Source organism: Streptomyces sp. NPDC056628, from assembly GCF_042792555.1.
In the GTDB taxonomy this organism is placed as follows: domain Bacteria; phylum Actinomycetota; class Actinomycetes; order Streptomycetales; family Streptomycetaceae; genus Streptomyces.
Genome location: NZ_JBHTWG010000010.1, coordinates 120,066 through 135,219, shown reverse-complemented (window position 1 = coordinate 135,219; position 15,154 = coordinate 120,066). Strand labels below are relative to the sequence as shown.

Below are 15,154 nucleotides of genomic sequence, written 5' to 3'. Positions count from 1 at the left end.
CCCCTGCCGCCGACGTCCGATGTCCTCGACGGTACGGACTCGGGCGGCCGTCCGGCAGGGGCGGGTGTCCGGCGTCCGGCAGGACGAATGTCCCGGGTGCCGGTCCACGGCGGCGACGCACCCGTCTGACGCGACGTCAGGAGTCTTCACAAGTGGCGGGGCCTCGGCTATACAGAGGGCGCCGCACTGGAACGCGTTCTAGAACCGGCGGGTTCCGCGGCCCCGTGACGACCTCGGTGCGGCCGACGGTGCGGACGGCCGTACCGGGGTCTCGACCCGCCCCGCACGACCCCGCGCGCGGTCCGCCGCCCCCGCCGGCCGTCACTGTCAGGAGCCGTATGCCCATCGACGCAGCCAAGGCCCTCGCCGCCGGACCCCGGACCGGCGGGATCTCCTGGAACTCCAAGGACGTCCAGCTCTACCACCTCGGCATCGGCGCCGGTGTCCCCGCCACCGACCCCGGCGAACTGCGCTACACCCTGGAGTCGAGGCTGCACGTGCTGCCCAGCTTCGCCACCGTCGCCGGGTCCGGGGCGCCCGGCGTCATCGGCGGACTGTCCATGCCCGGCATCGAGGTCGACCTCGCCCGCGTCCTGCACGGCGGCCAGCACCTCACCGTCCACCGCCCCCTCCCGGCCGAGGGCACGGCCACCGCCGTCCACCGGATCGCCGGCCTCTACGACAAGGGGAAGGCGGCCGTCCTGGTGCTGCGCACCGACGTGGCGGACGCCGACGGGCCGCTGTGGACCAACGACGCCGAGATCTTCATCCGCGGGGAGGGCGGCTTCGGCGGCGACCGCGGCCCCTCGGCCCGCCCCGAGCCGCCCACCGGGGAGCCGGACCGCGTCCTGGAACGGCCGCTCCGCGAGGACCAGGCGCTGCTCTACCGCCTCTCCGGCGACTGGAACCCGCTGCACGCCGACCCGGACTTCGCCAAGCGCGCCGGGTTCGACCGGCCCATCCTGCACGGGCTGTGCACCTACGGCATCACGCTCAAGGCGGTCGTCGACACCCTGCTCGACGGCGACGTGACCCGTGTGCGCTCCTACCGCACCCGTTTCGCCGGGGTCGCCTACCCGGGCGAGACCCTGCGCATCCGCGCCTGGTCCGGGGAGGGCTCCGTGCGCGTCGCCGTGAGCGCGGCCGACCGGAACGACGCACCCGTCCTCACCGACACGACCGTGGACCACACCTGACCCGTCCCAGCCACGCCAGCCCGCCCGAGGGGAGCCGCACGATGCGCGCAGCCGTCCTGCACGAGACCGGCCAGGACAAGCTCGAGGTCCTCGACGACGTCGAGGCGGTGGGCTTCGGCCCCGGCAAGGTGAGGGTCCGGGTCCGGGCCACCGGGCTGTGCCACTCGGACCTGTCCGCGATGTCCGGGGTACTGCCCCAGCCGGCGCCCTTCGTCCCCGGGCACGAGGGCGCCGGGGAGATCCTCGACGTCGGGGAGGGCGTCCGCGGCCTGCGGCCCGGCGACCGGGTCGTCCTGTGCTGGCTGCCCGCCTGCGGCGCCTGCCCGGCGTGCCGGCGCGGCCAGACCGAGCTGTGCCTGGCCGGGTTCATGAACGCGGGCACCCCCAACTTCCGGCGGCCCGGCGGCGACGTGTTCGGCTTCGCCGGCACCGGCACCGGCACCTTCGCCGAGGAGGTCGTCGTCGACGCCGGCTGCGCGGTGCCCATCCCCGACGACGTGCCCTTCGACATCGCCGCGCTGATCGGCTGCGGCGTCACCACCGGGCTCGGCGCGGCCCTCAACACGGCCGACCTGCAGGCCGGTTCGTCGGTCGCCGTGATCGGCTGCGGAGGCGTCGGCGTCTCCGCGATCCAGGGCGCGCGGCTGAAGGGCGCCGCCGAGATCGTCGCCGTGGACCCGGTCGCCGCCCGCCGTGAGGCCGCGCTGCGGTTCGGGGCCACCCGGGCCGTGGCCCCCGACCAACTGGCGGACGCCAAGCAGCAGATCACGGCGGGCGAGGGATTCGACTACGTCTTCGAGGTCGTCGGCAGGTCGGCCACGGCCCGCACGGCGTACGAGTCGACACGGCGCGGCGGCACGCTGGTGATCGTCGGCGCCGGGGCCATGGACGACGTCCTCCAGCTCACCATGTTCGAGCTGTTCTTCGACGAGAAGCGCATCCTGCCGTCCCTGTACGGCGGCGGTGACGTCCTGCGCTCGTACGAACGGGCCATCGCGCTGTGGCGGGCGGGCCGCATCGACCTCGCGGGCCTGATCACCCACCGGGTGCCGCTGTCCGAGATCAACGAGGCGCTGGACCACATGCGGACCGGCAGCGCGCTGCGCACCTGCATCGAGATCTGAACCCACCGGCCGTGGAAGGGGCGCCGATGTCACTGCCACTGGAGGGGCGCACGGCGATCGTCACGGGCGCGGGCCGCGGCCTGGGCCGCGCCGAGGCACGGGAGCTGGCCCGGCTGGGCGCGGCCGTCGTCGTCAACGACCACGGGCAGCCCGGCCGGGACGGCACCGGCGCCGCGTCGGCCGGGCCCGCCGAGGAGGTGGCCGCCGAGATCCGCGCGGCGGGCGGCCGGGCCGTCGCCCACACCGGGGACGTCGCCGATTTCGAGCAGGCGGGCGGGCTGGTCACCACGGCGATCGCCGAGTTCGGGTCGCTGGACGTACTGGTGAACAACGCGGGCATCCTGCGCGACCGCATGGTCTTCTCCATGGCGGAGGAGGAGTGGGACGCGGTGGTCCGGGTCCACCTCAAGGGCCACTTCAACACGGTCCGGCATGCCGCCGCCCACTGGCGGGAGCGGGCCAAGGCGACCGGCACACCGGTGTACGGGCGGATCGTGAACACGTCCTCGGAGGCGTTCCTCGCCGGGTCCGCCGGGCAGCCCAACTACGCGGCGGCCAAGGGCGGGATCGTCGGGCTCACCACGTCCACCGCGCTCGCGCTCGGCAAGTACGGCGTCACCGTCAACGCCATCTGCCCGCGCGCCCGCACCCGGATGACCGAGGACGTCTTCGCCGGGCTCGCCCCGCCCGAGGAGGGGCTCGACCCGCTCGCGCCCGAGCATGTGGCCCCGCTCGTCGGGTATCTGGCGTCCCCGGCCGCAGCCCACATCACCGGGCAACTCCTCGTCGTCCACGGCGGCATGGTGGCGGTCGTGGAACGGCCCAGGGTGGCGGCCAAGTTCGACAGCAAGCAGGAGGCGTTCACCCACGACGAGCTGGACGCCCTGCTCACCGGGTACTTCGCGGGCCGGCCGGCCGGCGAGACGTTCGCGGCGGCCGAGGTGCTGGGCCTGCGGCGCGGCTAGCGCACGTCAGGGGACGTCCGGACAGGGGTACGGCCCCGGTCCTCCGGGAGGACCGGGGCCGTACGCTGTGGCCGGTGCGGCGTCAGGCCGCCGTCCCGTTCTCCTCGACCGGCTTGCGGTGACGGCCGCGGGGGGCCGCCTGGTGGTCGATCGCCGAGACGTCACTGGCCGAGACCGGGCCCCGGTGCCGGCCGTGACCGGCGGCCTCCTGGACCTCGGACGACGGCTGGGTCGTGGTGGCGTTGCTCATCGGTAAGGTTCACCCCGTAAACATGATCTTTCCAACAGCCGGGTGAGTCTAACCAACCCCGCTAGGGCCCGATCCACGCGTCGCGCCGACCGGCACTACTTCGTTACAAGACCGCCCAAGGGCGCTTGCTGCAGGGGCACGGGACGCGCCACGACAGGGCCTGGAGCGTCCGTTTCGGCGGCCGGTGACGGCTCCGGTTCCGGCTCCGGGCGAGGGTCCCCGTCCGCCTCCACCGGGGCGGCCGGCGCCTCCACCCGGGCCACCCCGCACGGGACGTCCGCGGTGGCGTACGGCAGCCGCAGCTCGCCCTCCCGGGTCCACACCCCGGTACCCGTCAACCAGCCCACGGGAGACGCGAAGTGACGGACGGTCCGCTCGGCGGGCCGCCACACCCCGACCCAACAGGCCACCGGCCCGTCGACGCGCAGCGCCACCCCGCAGCTCTCCGGCGTCAGCACCTGGCCCGGCTGGATCGCGAACGGCGTGAGCTCGCAGTCCGGCATCCGCAGCGATTCCGGGAAGCGCACCGGCAGGGTGCTGCCGAGGACGCCCCAGCCGAGCCTCGGCCGCCCCGGAGAGGGGGCGTCCGAGCGGATCAGCAGCAGCCCGCTGTCCGGGTCGGCGAGCAGGAGCCGGTCGTCGCTGTCCGTCGTGATCTGCAGCAGCGGCGACACCTCGCCGTCCCGCTCCAGATCCACCACGACGGCCTTCGTCCGCCCGCCGGACTCCCGGTCGAGGGCGAGCATCCGCCCCTCCCGGTCCAGCCACACCCCGCCCGAACAGCGCCCCGGGATCTGCGCGAGCCGCTCCGGCCCGAAGGCGCCGCCCGCCACCCGCCACACCGTGCTGGAGCGCCGCCCCACCGCCAGCGCGTACGCCCGCTCACCGCCCGGGGCCGGCGGCAGCATCCGCAGCCGGGTCCCGTCGTCCGGGCACTCGACCGCGCCCAGCAGCAGCTCTCCGGTGCCGGGGCCGGTGGGGTACAGCAGGGAGAAGACATGGCGTCCGTCGGTCGGGCGGCGGACGAGGACCCGCCCGTCGCCCATCGGCTGCACCTCCGTGCCCGGCTCCTCCGGCTGATGGCCGGGCAGGGGCACGGCGTAGGGCTCGGGGCCGTCCAGGGTCCAGCGCTCCGGGAACCAGCAGTCGCCGTCCAGCGCGAGGCGGGCGGCGTAGGAGCCGTCCGCGGTGATGACGCACTCCGCCCGAGGCGTGTCGCCGTTGTCGGACTCCGCGGACTCGATCGCACAGGCCGTCATGGTCCGGTCACCTCCGGTCACGACGCTAGTTTTCGCCCGCACAGACGAGGCGCGGGCCGGGTTGCGCTTCACACAAAGGGGTGGCACAGGAACGATTCGCCTGAGGAAACGGGGACCGGTGTGCTGGACGGCGCCGCCCGCGGCGGGGGAGGACCCGCGCGACCGGCCCGAATGGCGGGCGCGGACGCCGTACCGGCCGCCCCGGAGCCGGTACGCCCCCCGACAACGGCCAGGTAGCCTGTCCTTCGTGCCCCGTCTGTCTGAAGTCATCGCCGCGCTGGAGACCCTGTGGCCCGCCGAGCGGGCCGAGTCCTGGGACGCGGTCGGCACCGTCGTGGGCGACCCCGGCCAGGAGGTCTCCCGGGTCCTGTTCGCCGTCGACCCGGTCCAGGAGATCGTGGACGAGGCGGTCGAGCTCGGCGTCGACCTGCTGGTCACCCACCACCCGCTCTATCTGCGCGGGACGACGACCGTCGCGGCCTCCCACTTCAAGGGCCGCGTCGTGCACACCCTGATCAAGAACGACATCGCGCTGCACGTCGCGCACACCAACGCCGACACCGCCGACCCGGGCGTGAGCGACGCCCTCGCCGGAGCCCTGGACCTGCGCGTCGTACGCCCCCTGGTGCCCGACCCGACCGACCCGCAGGGCCGCCGGGGCCTCGGCCGCGTGTGCGAGCTGGACCAGCCGCTCACCGTGCGCGCCCTGGCCGCCCGCGCCGCCGAGCGGCTGCCCGCCACCGCGCAGGGCATCCGCGTCGCCGGCGACCCGGAGGCCGTCGTCCGCACGATCGCCGTCAGCGGCGGTTCCGGCGACAGCCTCTTCGACCAGGTGCGAGCCGCCGGCGTCGACGCCTTCCTCACGGCCGACCTGCGCCACCACCCGGCGTCCGAAGCGGTCGCCCACAGTCCTCTCGCGCTGCTCGACGCGGCGCACTGGGCCACCGAGTGGCCCTGGTGCGAGCTGGCCGCAGCCCAGCTCGACGAGATCTCCGACCGTCACGGATGGGGCCTGCGCGTCCACGTCTCCGCGACGGTCACCGACCCCTGGACCGCCCACGCGGCGTCCACCACCACCGATTCCACGGGAGCCCCCAACTGAACGCCGCGTCCGCCGACCAGATCCGCCTCCTGGACGTCCAGGACCTCGACGTCCGACTCCAGCAACTCGCACACCGGCGGAAGTCGCTGCCCGAGCACGCCGATATCGAGTCCCTCACCAAGGACCACACCCAGCTGCGCGACCTGCTCGTGGCCGCGCAGACCGAGGAGAGCGACTGCGCCCGCGAGCAGACCAAGGCCGAGCAGGACGTGGACCAGGTGCGCCAGCGCGCCGCCCGCGACCAGCAGCGCCTGGACTCCGGTGCCGTCACCTCCCCGAAGGACCTGGAGAACCTCCAGCGGGAGATCGTCTCCCTCGCCAAGCGTCAGGGCGACCTCGAGGACGTCGTCCTGGAGGTCATGGAGCGCCGCGAGTCCGCGCAGGAGCGGGTCGCCGAGCTGACCGAGCGCGTCGGCTCCGTGCAGGGCAAGGTCGACGACGCCATCGCCCGCCGGGACGCCGCGTTCGAGGAGATCGACGCCGAGGTGGCCACGGTGACGAAGGAGCGCGAGGTCGTCGCCGCCGCCGTCCCGGCCGACCTGCTGAAGCTCTACGAGAAGCTGCGCGAGCAGCAGGGCGGCGTCGGCGCGGCCAAGCTGTACCAGCGCACCTGCCAGGGCTGCCGCCAGGAGCTCGCCATCACCGAGCTCAACGAGATCCGCGGGGCCGCCCCCGACACCGTGGTGCGCTGCGAGAACTGCCGCCGCATCCTGGTCCGCACGGCCGAGTCCGGCCTCTAGGAGCCGGAGCCGTGCGGGAGCTCATCGTCGAGGCCGACGGCGGGTCACGGGGCAACCCGGGGCCCGCGGGCTACGGCGCGGTCGTGATCGACGCGGTCACGGGCCAGACCCTGGCCGAGCGCGCCGAGTACATCGGCATCGCCACCAACAACGTCGCCGAGTACCGGGGCCTGCTGGCCGGGCTGCGCGCCGCGCACGACCTGGACCCGGCCGCCAAGGTCCACGTCCGCATGGACTCCAAGCTCGTCATCGAGCAGATGTCGGGCCGCTGGAAGATCAAGCATCCCGACCTGAAGCCGCTGGCCTTCGAGGCGGCGCGGATCTTCCCGCCCGGCCAGGTGACGTACGAGTGGATCCCGCGCGAGCAGAACAAGCACGCCGACCGGCTCGCCAATGAGGCGATGGACGCGGGCAGGCGCGGGGAGCAGTGGAGCGCGCAGGACTCCACGGCGGAGCTGGAGGCGGCCGACGCGAAGGCCGCCGCCGGGCTGGGCGGCGGTGACACGGGCTCCGATGCCGGGACCGGTACGGCTGCCGGGCACGCCCCTATGACTGCCGCGCCCTCGGCCGGCTGGGCCCCCGCCGACATGGGCGCGCCCACCACCTTCGTGCTGCTCCGGCACGGCGAGACTCCCCTCACCCCGCAGAAGCGGTTCTCGGGCAGCGGCGGCACCGACCCGGCCCTGTCCGCCGTCGGCCGGGAGCAGGCCGAGCGCGTGGGCGCCGCCCTCGCCCGGCGGGGCACCGTCCAGGCCGTCGTGGCCTCGCCGCTCGCCCGCACCCGGGAGACCGCCGAGATCGTCGCGGGCCGCCTCGGTCTGGAGGTCGCCGTCGACGAGGGCCTGCGCGAGACCGACTTCGGCGCCTGGGAAGGGCTCACCTTCGGCGAGGTCCGCGAGCGGTACCCCGACGACCTGACCGCCTGGCTGGCCGACCCGCAGGCCCGCCCCACCGGCGGCGGCGAGAGCTTCGCGGCGACCGCGGACCGGGTCGCCGCCACCCGCGACAGGCTGATCGCGGCGTACGCGGGCCGCACGGTCCTGCTCGTCACCCACGTCACCCCGATCAAGACACTCGTACGCCTGGCCCTGGACGCACCGCCGAAGTCCCTGTTCCGCATGGAGCTGTCCGCGGCCTCGCTGTCCGCGATCGCGTACTACGCGGACGGCAACGCGAGCCTGCGGCTCTTCAACGACACCTCACACCTGCGCGGGTGACCGGCCGAGACCGGCCGCCTCGCGGGCCAGCGTCTCGACCCGCCCCCAGTCCCGGGCGGCCACCGCGTCCGCCGGGAGCATCCAGCTTCCGCCCACGCAGGCCACATTGGGCAGGGCGAGATACTCCGGAGCCGAACCGGGGCCGATGCCGCCCGTCGGGCAGAACCGCACCTGGGGCAGCGGCCCGTACAGCGACCTGAGGTACGCCGTGCCGCCCGCCGCCTCGGCCGGGAAGAACTTCAGCTCCCGCACCCCGCGCTCCAGCAGCGCCACGACCTCCGACGCGGTCGACACCCCCGGCAGATACGGCACCCCGGACGCCCGCATGGCGTCGAGCAGGGCGTCCGTCCAGCCGGGGCTGACCAGGAACCGCGCCCCCGCCTCCACCGACCGCGTCACCTGCTCGGGCGTGAGCACCGTGCCGGCCCCGACCACGGCGTCCGGCACGGCGTCCGCGACCGCCCGGATCGCGCCGAGCGCGGCCGGGGTCCGCAGGGTCACCTCGATCGCGCGCAGCCCGCCCGCGACCAGCGCCCGGGCCAGCGGTACGGCGTCGGAGGGGTCGTCCACCACGACCACGGGGACGACGGGCGCGAGATCCAGGACCGATGTCATGGCGCACATCCTGCCGACGCGAAGCAGTGTGCGCAAAGCCCGTTGCGCCCTGTGCAATGGCGGGCTGTCGGTGCGGGCCGGCGGGCTGTCGGTGGGGGCTGGTGGGGTGTCGGTGGGGGCTAGTGGACCTCGTCCACCAGCACGTCCAGCGCCCAGGGCCTCCCGGCCCCGGCCGGCGCCCCGGCCTCCACCTCGTACCCGAGGTCCCGCAGCGCCTCGACCAGCTCGGCCGGGCCCTTGGGCGCGGCCCCGTCCGTCAGCAGGCTCCGCACGATCCGGCCCTTCGTCGCCTTGTTGAAGTGGCTGACGACCTTCCGCGTCGGCGCGTGCAGCACCCGGACCGTCGCCGTCCGCCCGGCCACCTCCCCCTTCGGCTTCCACGCCGCCGCGTACGCCGCCGACCGCAGATCCAGCACCAGCCCGTCCCCGGCGGCCTCGGGCAGCACCTCGGCCATCGGCGCCCGCCAGTGCCCCGCGAGCGCGCCCAGCCCGGGCAGCCTCACGCCCATCGAGCACCGGTAGGAGGGGATGCGGTCGGTCACCCGGACGGCACCCCACAGTCCCGAGAACACCAGCAGCGACCGGGCCGCCCGCCGCTTCGCCGCCGCGTCCAGGGACGCGAGGCCCAGCGCGTCGTAGAGCACCCCGGTGTAGATCTCCCCGGCGGGCCGGGCCCCCGCCGTCCGCAGCCCGGCGTTCTTCGCGACCTCGCCGCGCAGCCCCTCGCTGAGCCCGAGCACGTCCCGCGCCTTGTCCTCGTCGCCCGTGCACAGGTCGACCAGCTCGGTCAGCACGGCCTCCCGTGCCGCCCCCAGCCCCGGCAGGGACAGCGACTCCGGCTTCAGCGGCGCACCCCGGCCGGACGCGGCCTTGCCTTCGGACGGCGGCAGCAGGACAAGCACAGACACTCCTTCGATCGAACCCCGCTCAGGGTACGGCGTGCCCACCCGCCCCCCTCGCCCTACGCTCGACTCATGCCCCGCCGCCACATCCGCGTGACCGGCGCCCCCGAGGCCCCCCTGCGTGCCGCCCTCACCGCGCTGCGCGACCGGCTCGACGTCCCCGCGAGCTTCCCGCCCGAGGTCCTGGCCGAGGCCGAACGCGCCGCGAAGGCCCCCGTCCTCCCCACGCGCGACGCCACCGACATCCCCTTCCTCACCATCGACCCGCCCGGCTCCACCGACCTCGACCAGGCCCTGCACCTGTCCCGGCGGGGCACCGGCTACCGCGTCCGGTACGCCATCGCCGACGTCGCCGCCTTCGTCGTACCGTCGGGCGCGCTCGACCAGGAGGCGCACCGGCGCGTGACGACCCTCTTCTTCCCGGACACCCGTATCCCGCTGCACCCCGGGCAGCTCAGCGAGGACGCCGCCAGCCTGCTGCCCGGCCGGGACCGCCCCGCCGTGCTGTGGACCACCGACCTCGACGCGGACGGCCGTACGGTCGCCGTCGACGTCCACCGCGCCCTGGTGCGCAGCCGGGCCCAGCTGGACTACGCGGGCGCGCAGCGGCAGATCGACGCGGGCACCGCCGAGGAACCGCTCGCCCTGCTGAAGGAGATCGGGGAACTGCGGGAGCGCCTGGAGGCGGAACGCGGCGGGATCTCCCTGAACGTCCCCGAACAGGAGATCGTCGAGCACGACCACTCCTACGAGCTCGCCTACCGCGCGCCCCACCCCGCCGACGGCTGGAACGCCCAGCTCTCCCTGCTCACCGGCATGGCCGCCGCCGACCTGATGCTGACCCACGGCACCGGGATCCTGCGCACCCTGCCCGCCGCCCCCGACGGTGCGGTCGGCCGGCTGCGCCGCACCGCCCGCGCCCTGGGCATCGACTGGCCGCACCACATGTCGTACGCCGCGCTCGTCCGCTCCCTCGACCTGCACCCGCCGCACCACGCGGCCTTCCTCCAGGAGTGCACGACCCTGCTGCGGGGCGCCGGCTACACCCCGTTCCGCGACGGCGACCTGCCCGCCCTCACCACCCACGCCGCCGTGGCCGCCCCCTACGCCCACTGCACGGCCCCGCTGCGCCGCCTCGTGGACCGGTACGCCGCCGAGATCTGCCTCGCGGCCACCGCCGGACAGCCCGTTCCCGACTGGGTCCTGGCCGCCCTCGACGCCCTGCCCGCCCGGATGGCCGAGGGCGCGGGGCGCGCGGGTACGGTCGAGCGGGAGTGCGTCGACCTCGTGGAGGCGGCGGTGCTGAAGGACCGGGTGGGGGAGGAGTTCGACGGCCACGTGATCGACGTGGACGACCACCGCCCCACGACCGGCGTGGTCCAGCTCCGCACCCCGGCGGTCATCGGCCGCGTCGACGGCCGGTCCCCGCTGCCCCTGGGAGACCCCCTCCGCGTCCGCCTCACCCAGGCGGATCCGGCGACGGCGAAGGTGCGCTTCGAACCGGTGTGAGGGAGCCGGTGCGAGGGCGGGGGCCCAACTGCGGACCCCGGCGGTCATCGGCCGGGTTCCGCTCCCGCTCCGCGAACCGGCGACGGCGGAGGTGCGTTTCGTGCCCGCGTGAGGGCGGTGACGAGACCGTCGGCGTCCTCGGCGTGGAACCGGACCACCCGCACCTCCCGCCGCCGCCCGAGGAGACCGGCGTGCACGACGGGCTCCGCGAGCTCCACCGTCACGGTGGTCTGCGCGCCGACGGCCAGATCCAGCTCGCCCTCGGCCCCCGCATGGGTGGTCCGCAGCTCACGCCGTACCCGTGCGACGGTCGCGACCGGTATCCGCAGATCGACGTGCGCGGCCCGCCGGACCCGCAGCGCGTCCGGCATGAGCACGTGAGGGCGTACGACGGACGCGGCGTGCATCCCGAGGACGAGCAGCAGGGTGTACACGTCCATCGCGAACCACACCCCCCGCACGACCGGATGGCCCCGCAGCAGCAGGGACATCATGACCGACTCGATCACGATCACGAACCCGAAGCCGAGCATCATCGCCCCCTGCCCCCGCGCGTACGGGAACGCCACCCCGCCGCGGACCCCCTGCCGCCGCCGTGCCACCCACAGCCCGATGCAGGCCAGCAACCGCAGCTCATGCCGGACCAGGGCGAGCACGGCCCTCACTCCCGCTCCCCGATCATCGCCAGCGCCCGGCGGACGGCCTCGGCCTGAGCCGGCGGGAAGTCGGCGTAGAAGGCCCGCAGAAAGCTGTCGCCGGAATCCACCTCGAACGCCTCGGGCAGCACCTCACGGGGCAGGCAGTCCGCGAGGGCACGCGCCGCCTCGTCCACCCGGGGATCGGCCGGATCGGCGTCGGCGATGCCGTCGAGCAGGGCGTACGCGGCGACGGCCCGCTCCTGCCCGCCCGGCACGGCGAACGCCTCGCCCAGCGCGGCCACGACCCGCTCACCGGCCTCGGGACCGGCCGCCGTCTCGATGAGGGCGAGCAACTCCCGGTCCTTGGCCGCCATCGGCGAGTCGGTCACCTGGGCCATGTCACGGAAGAGCGCCGCCAGCCGGGGCGACACCGGCCCCTCGGCGGGCAGCCCGTCCTCCATGTCCAAGAGGGCCCTCAGCCGTGCCCGCCGCTCCCGGACGGCCGCCTCCTGCCGAGCGAGGTCCGCGTCGAGCTCGCCCAGCACCTCGACGAGGTCCTTCCCCGCGTCCTCGGCCAGCACGTCCCGCACCTCCGTGAGCCCCAGCCCCAGCTCCGTCAGCCGCCGGATCCGCGCCAGCACGACGGCGTGCCGCAGGGTGTACTCCCGGTACCCGTTGGCGCGCCGCTCCGGCTCGGGCAACAGCCCCTGATGGTGGTAGTGCCGCACGGTCCGCGTGGTGACCCCGACCGCGGCGGCGAGTTCTCCGATCCGCATGGGACCAGTACAGACGTTGACGTCGCGGCAAGGTCAAGCGACGGCGGGCCGGGGCCGACTTCGCTCGGACCTCCTGCTCGACGACCGACCTCCTCCGACCCCGCCCGGCGACGGCCGCCCCCTTCCGGCCGGTACCATGGCCGATACGGCAGACGAGCCGGGCGGGCGGCCGCGTGAAGTCCCTCAGGGGGCTTCCCGAGGAACGTCCGGGCTCCACAGGGCAGGGTGGTGGCTAACGGCCACCCGGGGTGACCCGCGGGACAGTGCCACAGAAAGCAAACCGCCCGGCACTCAGGTGCCGGGTAAGGGTGAAACGGTGGTGTAAGAGACCACCAGTGCCTGGGGTGACTCAGGCAGCTAGGTAAACCCCACCCGGAGCAAGGTCAAGAGGAGCGCTGTAACAGGCGCTCTGCGCGGACGATCGAGGGCTGCCCGCCCGAGTCCGCGGGTAGACCGCACGAGGCCGGTGGCAACACCGGCCCTAGATGGATGGCCGTCGCCCCGGCTCCCGCGAGGGAACCGGGGAACAGAACCCGGCGTACAGCCCGGCTCGTCTGCCGCTTTCTGCGGCCTCGGGGTGCGTCGCGCTCTGTGGACCGCCGCTTCCGGAACGAACAGCCCTCGTCCTGGAAGTGGAGAGGTCTCGGCCGTTCGCGGAACGACAGGTGCCCTTCTATTGATCACCGTCATCGATCTGCTCGGCCTCGTCGACCGGCTGAGGGAGAAGACCGGCGCCCCGGCCGTCCACCTCGTGGCCCACTCCATGGGCGGGCTGATCTGCCGGTGCCTGCTGCAGAAGGTGCTGCCCGACCGAGGGCGTGACGCCGCCGAGTGCATCGGCAAGCTGTTCACCTACGGCACCCCGCACGGCGGTATCGCCTCGACGTCGGCGGTGGGTGGCTGGAGCGGATCCGGGACGCCGTCGGGCTCCAGGGCGCCGACATCTTCGGGCTGCGGCGGATGTACGAGTACCTGACCCCACAGGTCGAGTTCGACCCCGGCGGCCCGCCCGAGGGGTGGGACGCCGCCGGATGCCCCAGGGGCCCGGCGCGCTCCCGCTGGAGCGGGTCTTCTGTCTTCGGAGATCGAGGGCGCCATCCGCGACCATCGCGTCGCCGGGACTCCACGCTCCGACGAGGACCCCGCCCCCGGCCGCTGGGTCGCGCACATCCCGCTGCCCGGGAGCACCGTCCCCCTGGTCGGCGACGGCGCCCGCATCCGGCTCGTCGCCACGCCCTGGACCTGAGCGGAGCCCGCGCCTCTGCTGAACAGAGCCCGGGCCTCCGTCGTGGGCTCTGTGCACCACTCCTGGACCTGAACAGGCCTGAGCCCCTACGACCCCGGCCCCAGCGACCGCTGCGCCACCCGCGCCAGGTGCCGCTCGAAGACCTCGCGCGCGTCCGGTGTCAGCGTGCGCAGGGCGACCATGGCCGTGATGACCACGTCGCAGAGCTCCGACTGCACGTCGTCCCAGGTGTGGGTGACGCCCTTGCGCGGGTTCTGGCCGGTCGCCCCGATGACGGCCTGCGCGACCTCGCCGACCTCCTCCGACAGCTTCAGCATCCGCAGCAGCAGGCCCTCCGTACCGCCGAGCGGCCGGTCCTTCTCCAGCCATGCCCACAGGGCGTCGACGGCTTTCCACGGGTCGGCGGCGGCCTTGTCAGTCGTCATGCGGGGCAGCTTGGCACAGGGCGGGTGTGCCCCGGGTCGCGCTCACTCCTCGAACAGTGCTTCCTGGTCCGCGAGTTCGCCGTCCTTGTCCGGGCGGTCCAGCCGCCGGTTGCGGGCGCCCACCACCAGCGCGGTCGCCGCCGCCGTCACACCGAGGGCCGTGGGGACCATCCAGCCGCGGTCCAGGACGTGGCCGAGCGCGTGGTCGAGGGAGAGCCGGCCGGGGCCGGTGATCGCGAGGCTGGCCGCGGTGAGGCCGAGGATGGCGGCGTGCTCGTAGCCGCCCTCCTGGTTGAAGAAGCCGTTCGGGGCGTGCACCGCGGCCGCCCCCGCCATGGCGCCGGCCGCCGCCGCGCCCGCGGCGGGGGTGGCGAGGCCCAGGGCCAGCAGGGCGCCGCCGCCGGTCTCCGCGAGGCCGGCCGCGGTCGCGCTCGCCTTGCCCGGCTTGTAGCCGACCGACTCCATGAACTGGCCGGTGCCCTCGATGCCGTGGCCGCCGAACCAGCCGAACAACTTCTGCGTGCCGTGCGCCATCAGGACGCCGCCGGCTCCCAGCCGGAGCAGCAGCAGGCCCAGATCGTGTCGGTTGAAAGCACTCACAGCGACTCCTGGAACAGGTCGGCAAGGACAGATCCCCTCCCGCGTATTCACCATGACACCCGGGACACCCGCCTGCCCTGTCTCGGCGCCGTTAGGGTGGCGGGCCGGTGGGGCCGGTGTGAGGCTGCCGGTATGACCATTCAGACGTCCAAGCTCAGCGACCCCACGGTCCGTGCCTTCGTCGCGGCGGTCAACGCCCACGACCGCGAGGGCTTCATGAGTGTGCTCGCGCCCGGCGCGACCATGGCCGACGACGGCACCGACCGAGATCTGACCGACTGGGTGGACCGGGAGATCTTCTCCTCCCGCGGGCACCTGAAGGTCGACAACGAGTCGAACCAGGGCCGCGATCTCGTCGCCTCGTACCGCAACGACACCTATGGCGAGATGCGTACCCGCTGGCACTTCGAGGTCGAGGACGACGGCCGGATCTCCCGCTTCGAGACCGGGCAGGCCTGAGCGGCCCTGGACCGATCCGCGGCACCCCGTACATGCACGGCAGCCGTTCCACCCACCGGTGCGTCCCTCGCGGTCCCACGCGAGGTCCACCCCCACCCCGGTGCGGTGGAACGGCTGCCGCGTCCCCCTCG

General features: G+C 74.4%; 17 protein-coding genes and 1 other RNA gene. 10 read left to right on the top strand and 8 right to left on the bottom strand.

Translation table 11 applies throughout. From position 1 onward, the window contains the following. Positions 1-338: 338 nt before the first annotated feature. From ACFRAC_RS15915 to ACFRAC_RS15905, 3 genes are read left to right on the top strand one after another with little or no spacing between them, the layout of a single operon-like run. Positions 339-1,196, top strand: a complete 858-nt coding sequence (locus ACFRAC_RS15915) for a MaoC/PaaZ C-terminal domain-containing protein (RefSeq protein ID WP_382924476.1) — start codon at positions 339-341, stop codon at positions 1,194-1,196. 41 nt (positions 1,197-1,237) lie between these two features. Then, positions 1,238-2,320, top strand: coding sequence for a Zn-dependent alcohol dehydrogenase (locus ACFRAC_RS15910; protein ID WP_382924475.1), 1,083 nt, complete (start codon positions 1,238-1,240; stop codon positions 2,318-2,320). 26 nt (positions 2,321-2,346) lie between these two features. Further along, complete coding sequence (locus tag ACFRAC_RS15905) at positions 2,347-3,285, top strand: 3-oxoacyl-ACP reductase (protein WP_382924474.1); 939 nt, start codon at positions 2,347-2,349, stop codon at positions 3,283-3,285. A gap of 82 nt (positions 3,286-3,367) precedes the next feature. Here ACFRAC_RS15905 and ACFRAC_RS15900 read toward each other — a convergent pair whose 3' ends face one another. After that, positions 3,368-3,535, bottom strand: a complete 168-nt coding sequence (locus tag ACFRAC_RS15900) for a hypothetical protein (protein WP_382924473.1) — start codon at positions 3,533-3,535, stop codon at positions 3,368-3,370. A gap of 95 nt (positions 3,536-3,630) precedes the next feature. Beyond that, positions 3,631-4,794, bottom strand: a complete 1,164-nt coding sequence (locus ACFRAC_RS15895; protein ID WP_382924472.1) for a hypothetical protein — start codon at positions 4,792-4,794, stop codon at positions 3,631-3,633. A gap of 247 nt (positions 4,795-5,041) precedes the next feature. Here ACFRAC_RS15895 and ACFRAC_RS15890 point away from each other — a divergent pair, with 247 nt between their 5' ends. From ACFRAC_RS15890 to ACFRAC_RS15880, 3 genes are read left to right on the top strand one after another with little or no spacing between them, the layout of a single operon-like run. Then, positions 5,042-5,896, top strand: a complete 855-nt coding sequence (locus ACFRAC_RS15890) for a Nif3-like dinuclear metal center hexameric protein (RefSeq protein WP_382924471.1) — start codon at positions 5,042-5,044, stop codon at positions 5,894-5,896. Continuing rightward, positions 5,893-6,636 (top strand): zinc ribbon domain-containing protein, encoded by a 744-nt coding sequence (locus ACFRAC_RS15885; RefSeq protein ID WP_382924534.1) that lies wholly within the window; start codon positions 5,893-5,895, stop codon positions 6,634-6,636. Before ACFRAC_RS15890 ends, ACFRAC_RS15885 begins: the two co-directional genes overlap by 4 nt. An 11-nt stretch (positions 6,637-6,647) precedes the next feature. Then, the gene (locus tag ACFRAC_RS15880; protein ID WP_382924470.1) at positions 6,648-7,853 is read left to right on the top strand and encodes a bifunctional RNase H/acid phosphatase; all 1,206 of its coding nucleotides are present in this window, start codon (positions 6,648-6,650) and stop codon (positions 7,851-7,853) included. Here the strand turns inward: ACFRAC_RS15880 and eda are convergent. Both eda and yaaA read right to left on the bottom strand, forming a co-directional pair. Next, positions 7,836-8,468, bottom strand: coding sequence for a bifunctional 4-hydroxy-2-oxoglutarate aldolase/2-dehydro-3-deoxy-phosphogluconate aldolase (gene eda / locus ACFRAC_RS15875; protein WP_382924469.1), 633 nt, complete (start codon positions 8,466-8,468; stop codon positions 7,836-7,838). The genes ACFRAC_RS15880 and eda overlap by 18 nt on opposite strands. A gap of 119 nt (positions 8,469-8,587) precedes the next feature. Further along, positions 8,588-9,370: a peroxide stress protein YaaA gene (yaaA, locus tag ACFRAC_RS15870; protein ID WP_382924468.1), complete on the bottom strand. Its 783-nt coding sequence runs from the start codon at positions 9,368-9,370 to the stop codon at positions 8,588-8,590. 72 nt (positions 9,371-9,442) lie between these two features. On the opposite strand from yaaA, the gene ACFRAC_RS15865 reads away from it, so the two are divergent. After that, complete coding sequence (locus ACFRAC_RS15865; RefSeq protein ID WP_382924467.1) at positions 9,443-10,879, top strand: RNB domain-containing ribonuclease; 1,437 nt, start codon at positions 9,443-9,445, stop codon at positions 10,877-10,879. Between the two features lie 44 nt (positions 10,880-10,923). On the opposite strand, the gene ACFRAC_RS15860 is transcribed toward ACFRAC_RS15865, so the two are convergent. Continuing rightward, positions 10,924-11,544 carry a hypothetical protein gene (locus ACFRAC_RS15860; RefSeq protein WP_382924466.1) on the bottom strand — a complete coding sequence of 207 codons (621 nt, stop codon included), beginning with the start codon at positions 11,542-11,544 and terminating at the stop codon, positions 10,924-10,926. Next, positions 11,541-12,293, bottom strand: coding sequence for a MerR family transcriptional regulator (locus tag ACFRAC_RS15855; protein ID WP_382924465.1), 753 nt, complete (start codon positions 12,291-12,293; stop codon positions 11,541-11,543). The genes ACFRAC_RS15860 and ACFRAC_RS15855 overlap by 4 nt, the downstream gene beginning before the upstream one ends. 153 nt (positions 12,294-12,446) lie before the next feature. Here ACFRAC_RS15855 and rnpB point away from each other — a divergent pair. Beyond that, positions 12,447-12,850, top strand: an RNA gene (gene rnpB, locus ACFRAC_RS15850) — RNase P RNA component class A. Between the two features lie 119 nt (positions 12,851-12,969). Beyond that, entirely contained in the window at positions 12,970-13,269 is a 300-nt protein-coding gene (locus ACFRAC_RS15845) for an esterase/lipase family protein (protein ID WP_382924464.1), read from the top strand. 356 nt (positions 13,270-13,625) lie between these two features. On the opposite strand, the gene ACFRAC_RS15840 is transcribed toward ACFRAC_RS15845, so the two are convergent. Both ACFRAC_RS15840 and ACFRAC_RS15835 read right to left on the bottom strand, forming a co-directional pair. Further along, positions 13,626-13,964, bottom strand: coding sequence for a MazG-like family protein (locus ACFRAC_RS15840; RefSeq protein WP_382924463.1), 339 nt, complete (start codon positions 13,962-13,964; stop codon positions 13,626-13,628). A gap of 42 nt (positions 13,965-14,006) precedes the next feature. Continuing rightward, positions 14,007-14,618, bottom strand: coding sequence for a DoxX family protein (locus tag ACFRAC_RS15835; RefSeq protein ID WP_382924462.1), 612 nt, complete (start codon positions 14,616-14,618; stop codon positions 14,007-14,009). Between the two features lie 78 nt (positions 14,619-14,696). On the opposite strand from ACFRAC_RS15835, the gene ACFRAC_RS15830 reads away from it, so the two are divergent. Continuing rightward, a complete protein-coding gene (locus ACFRAC_RS15830; RefSeq protein ID WP_382924461.1) occupies positions 14,697-15,023 on the top strand; it encodes a nuclear transport factor 2 family protein in 327 nt (108 codons plus the stop codon). The last annotated feature ends 131 nt before the right edge of the window (positions 15,024-15,154 follow it).

What these genes read in the sequence shown, in the direction of transcription:
- ACFRAC_RS15915 (WP_382924476.1), top strand. Translation starts at nt 339, where the DNA reads ATGCCCATCGACGCAGCCAAGGCCCTCGCCGCCGGACCCCGGACCGGC.
- ACFRAC_RS15910 (WP_382924475.1), top strand. Translation starts at nt 1,238, where the DNA reads ATGCGCGCAGCCGTCCTGCACGAGACCGGCCAGGACAAGCTCGAGGTC.
- ACFRAC_RS15905 (WP_382924474.1), top strand. Translation starts at nt 2,347, where the DNA reads ATGTCACTGCCACTGGAGGGGCGCACGGCGATCGTCACGGGCGCGGGC.
- ACFRAC_RS15900 (WP_382924473.1), bottom strand. Translation starts at nt 3,535, where the DNA reads ATGAGCAACGCCACCACGACCCAGCCGTCGTCCGAGGTCCAGGAGGCC.
- ACFRAC_RS15895 (WP_382924472.1), bottom strand. Translation starts at nt 4,794, where the DNA reads ATGACGGCCTGTGCGATCGAGTCCGCGGAGTCCGACAACGGCGACACG.
- eda (WP_382924469.1), bottom strand. Translation starts at nt 8,468, where the DNA reads ATGACATCGGTCCTGGATCTCGCGCCCGTCGTCCCCGTGGTCGTGGTG.
- ACFRAC_RS15865 (WP_382924467.1), top strand. Translation starts at nt 9,443, where the DNA reads ATGCCCCGCCGCCACATCCGCGTGACCGGCGCCCCCGAGGCCCCCCTG.
- ACFRAC_RS15855 (WP_382924465.1), bottom strand. Translation starts at nt 12,293, where the DNA reads ATGCGGATCGGAGAACTCGCCGCCGCGGTCGGGGTCACCACGCGGACC.
- ACFRAC_RS15840 (WP_382924463.1), bottom strand. Translation starts at nt 13,964, where the DNA reads ATGACGACTGACAAGGCCGCCGCCGACCCGTGGAAAGCCGTCGACGCC.
- ACFRAC_RS15835 (WP_382924462.1), bottom strand. Translation starts at nt 14,618, where the DNA reads ATGGTGAATACGCGGGAGGGGATCTGTCCTTGCCGACCTGTTCCAGGA.
- ACFRAC_RS15830 (WP_382924461.1), top strand. Translation starts at nt 14,697, where the DNA reads ATGACCATTCAGACGTCCAAGCTCAGCGACCCCACGGTCCGTGCCTTC.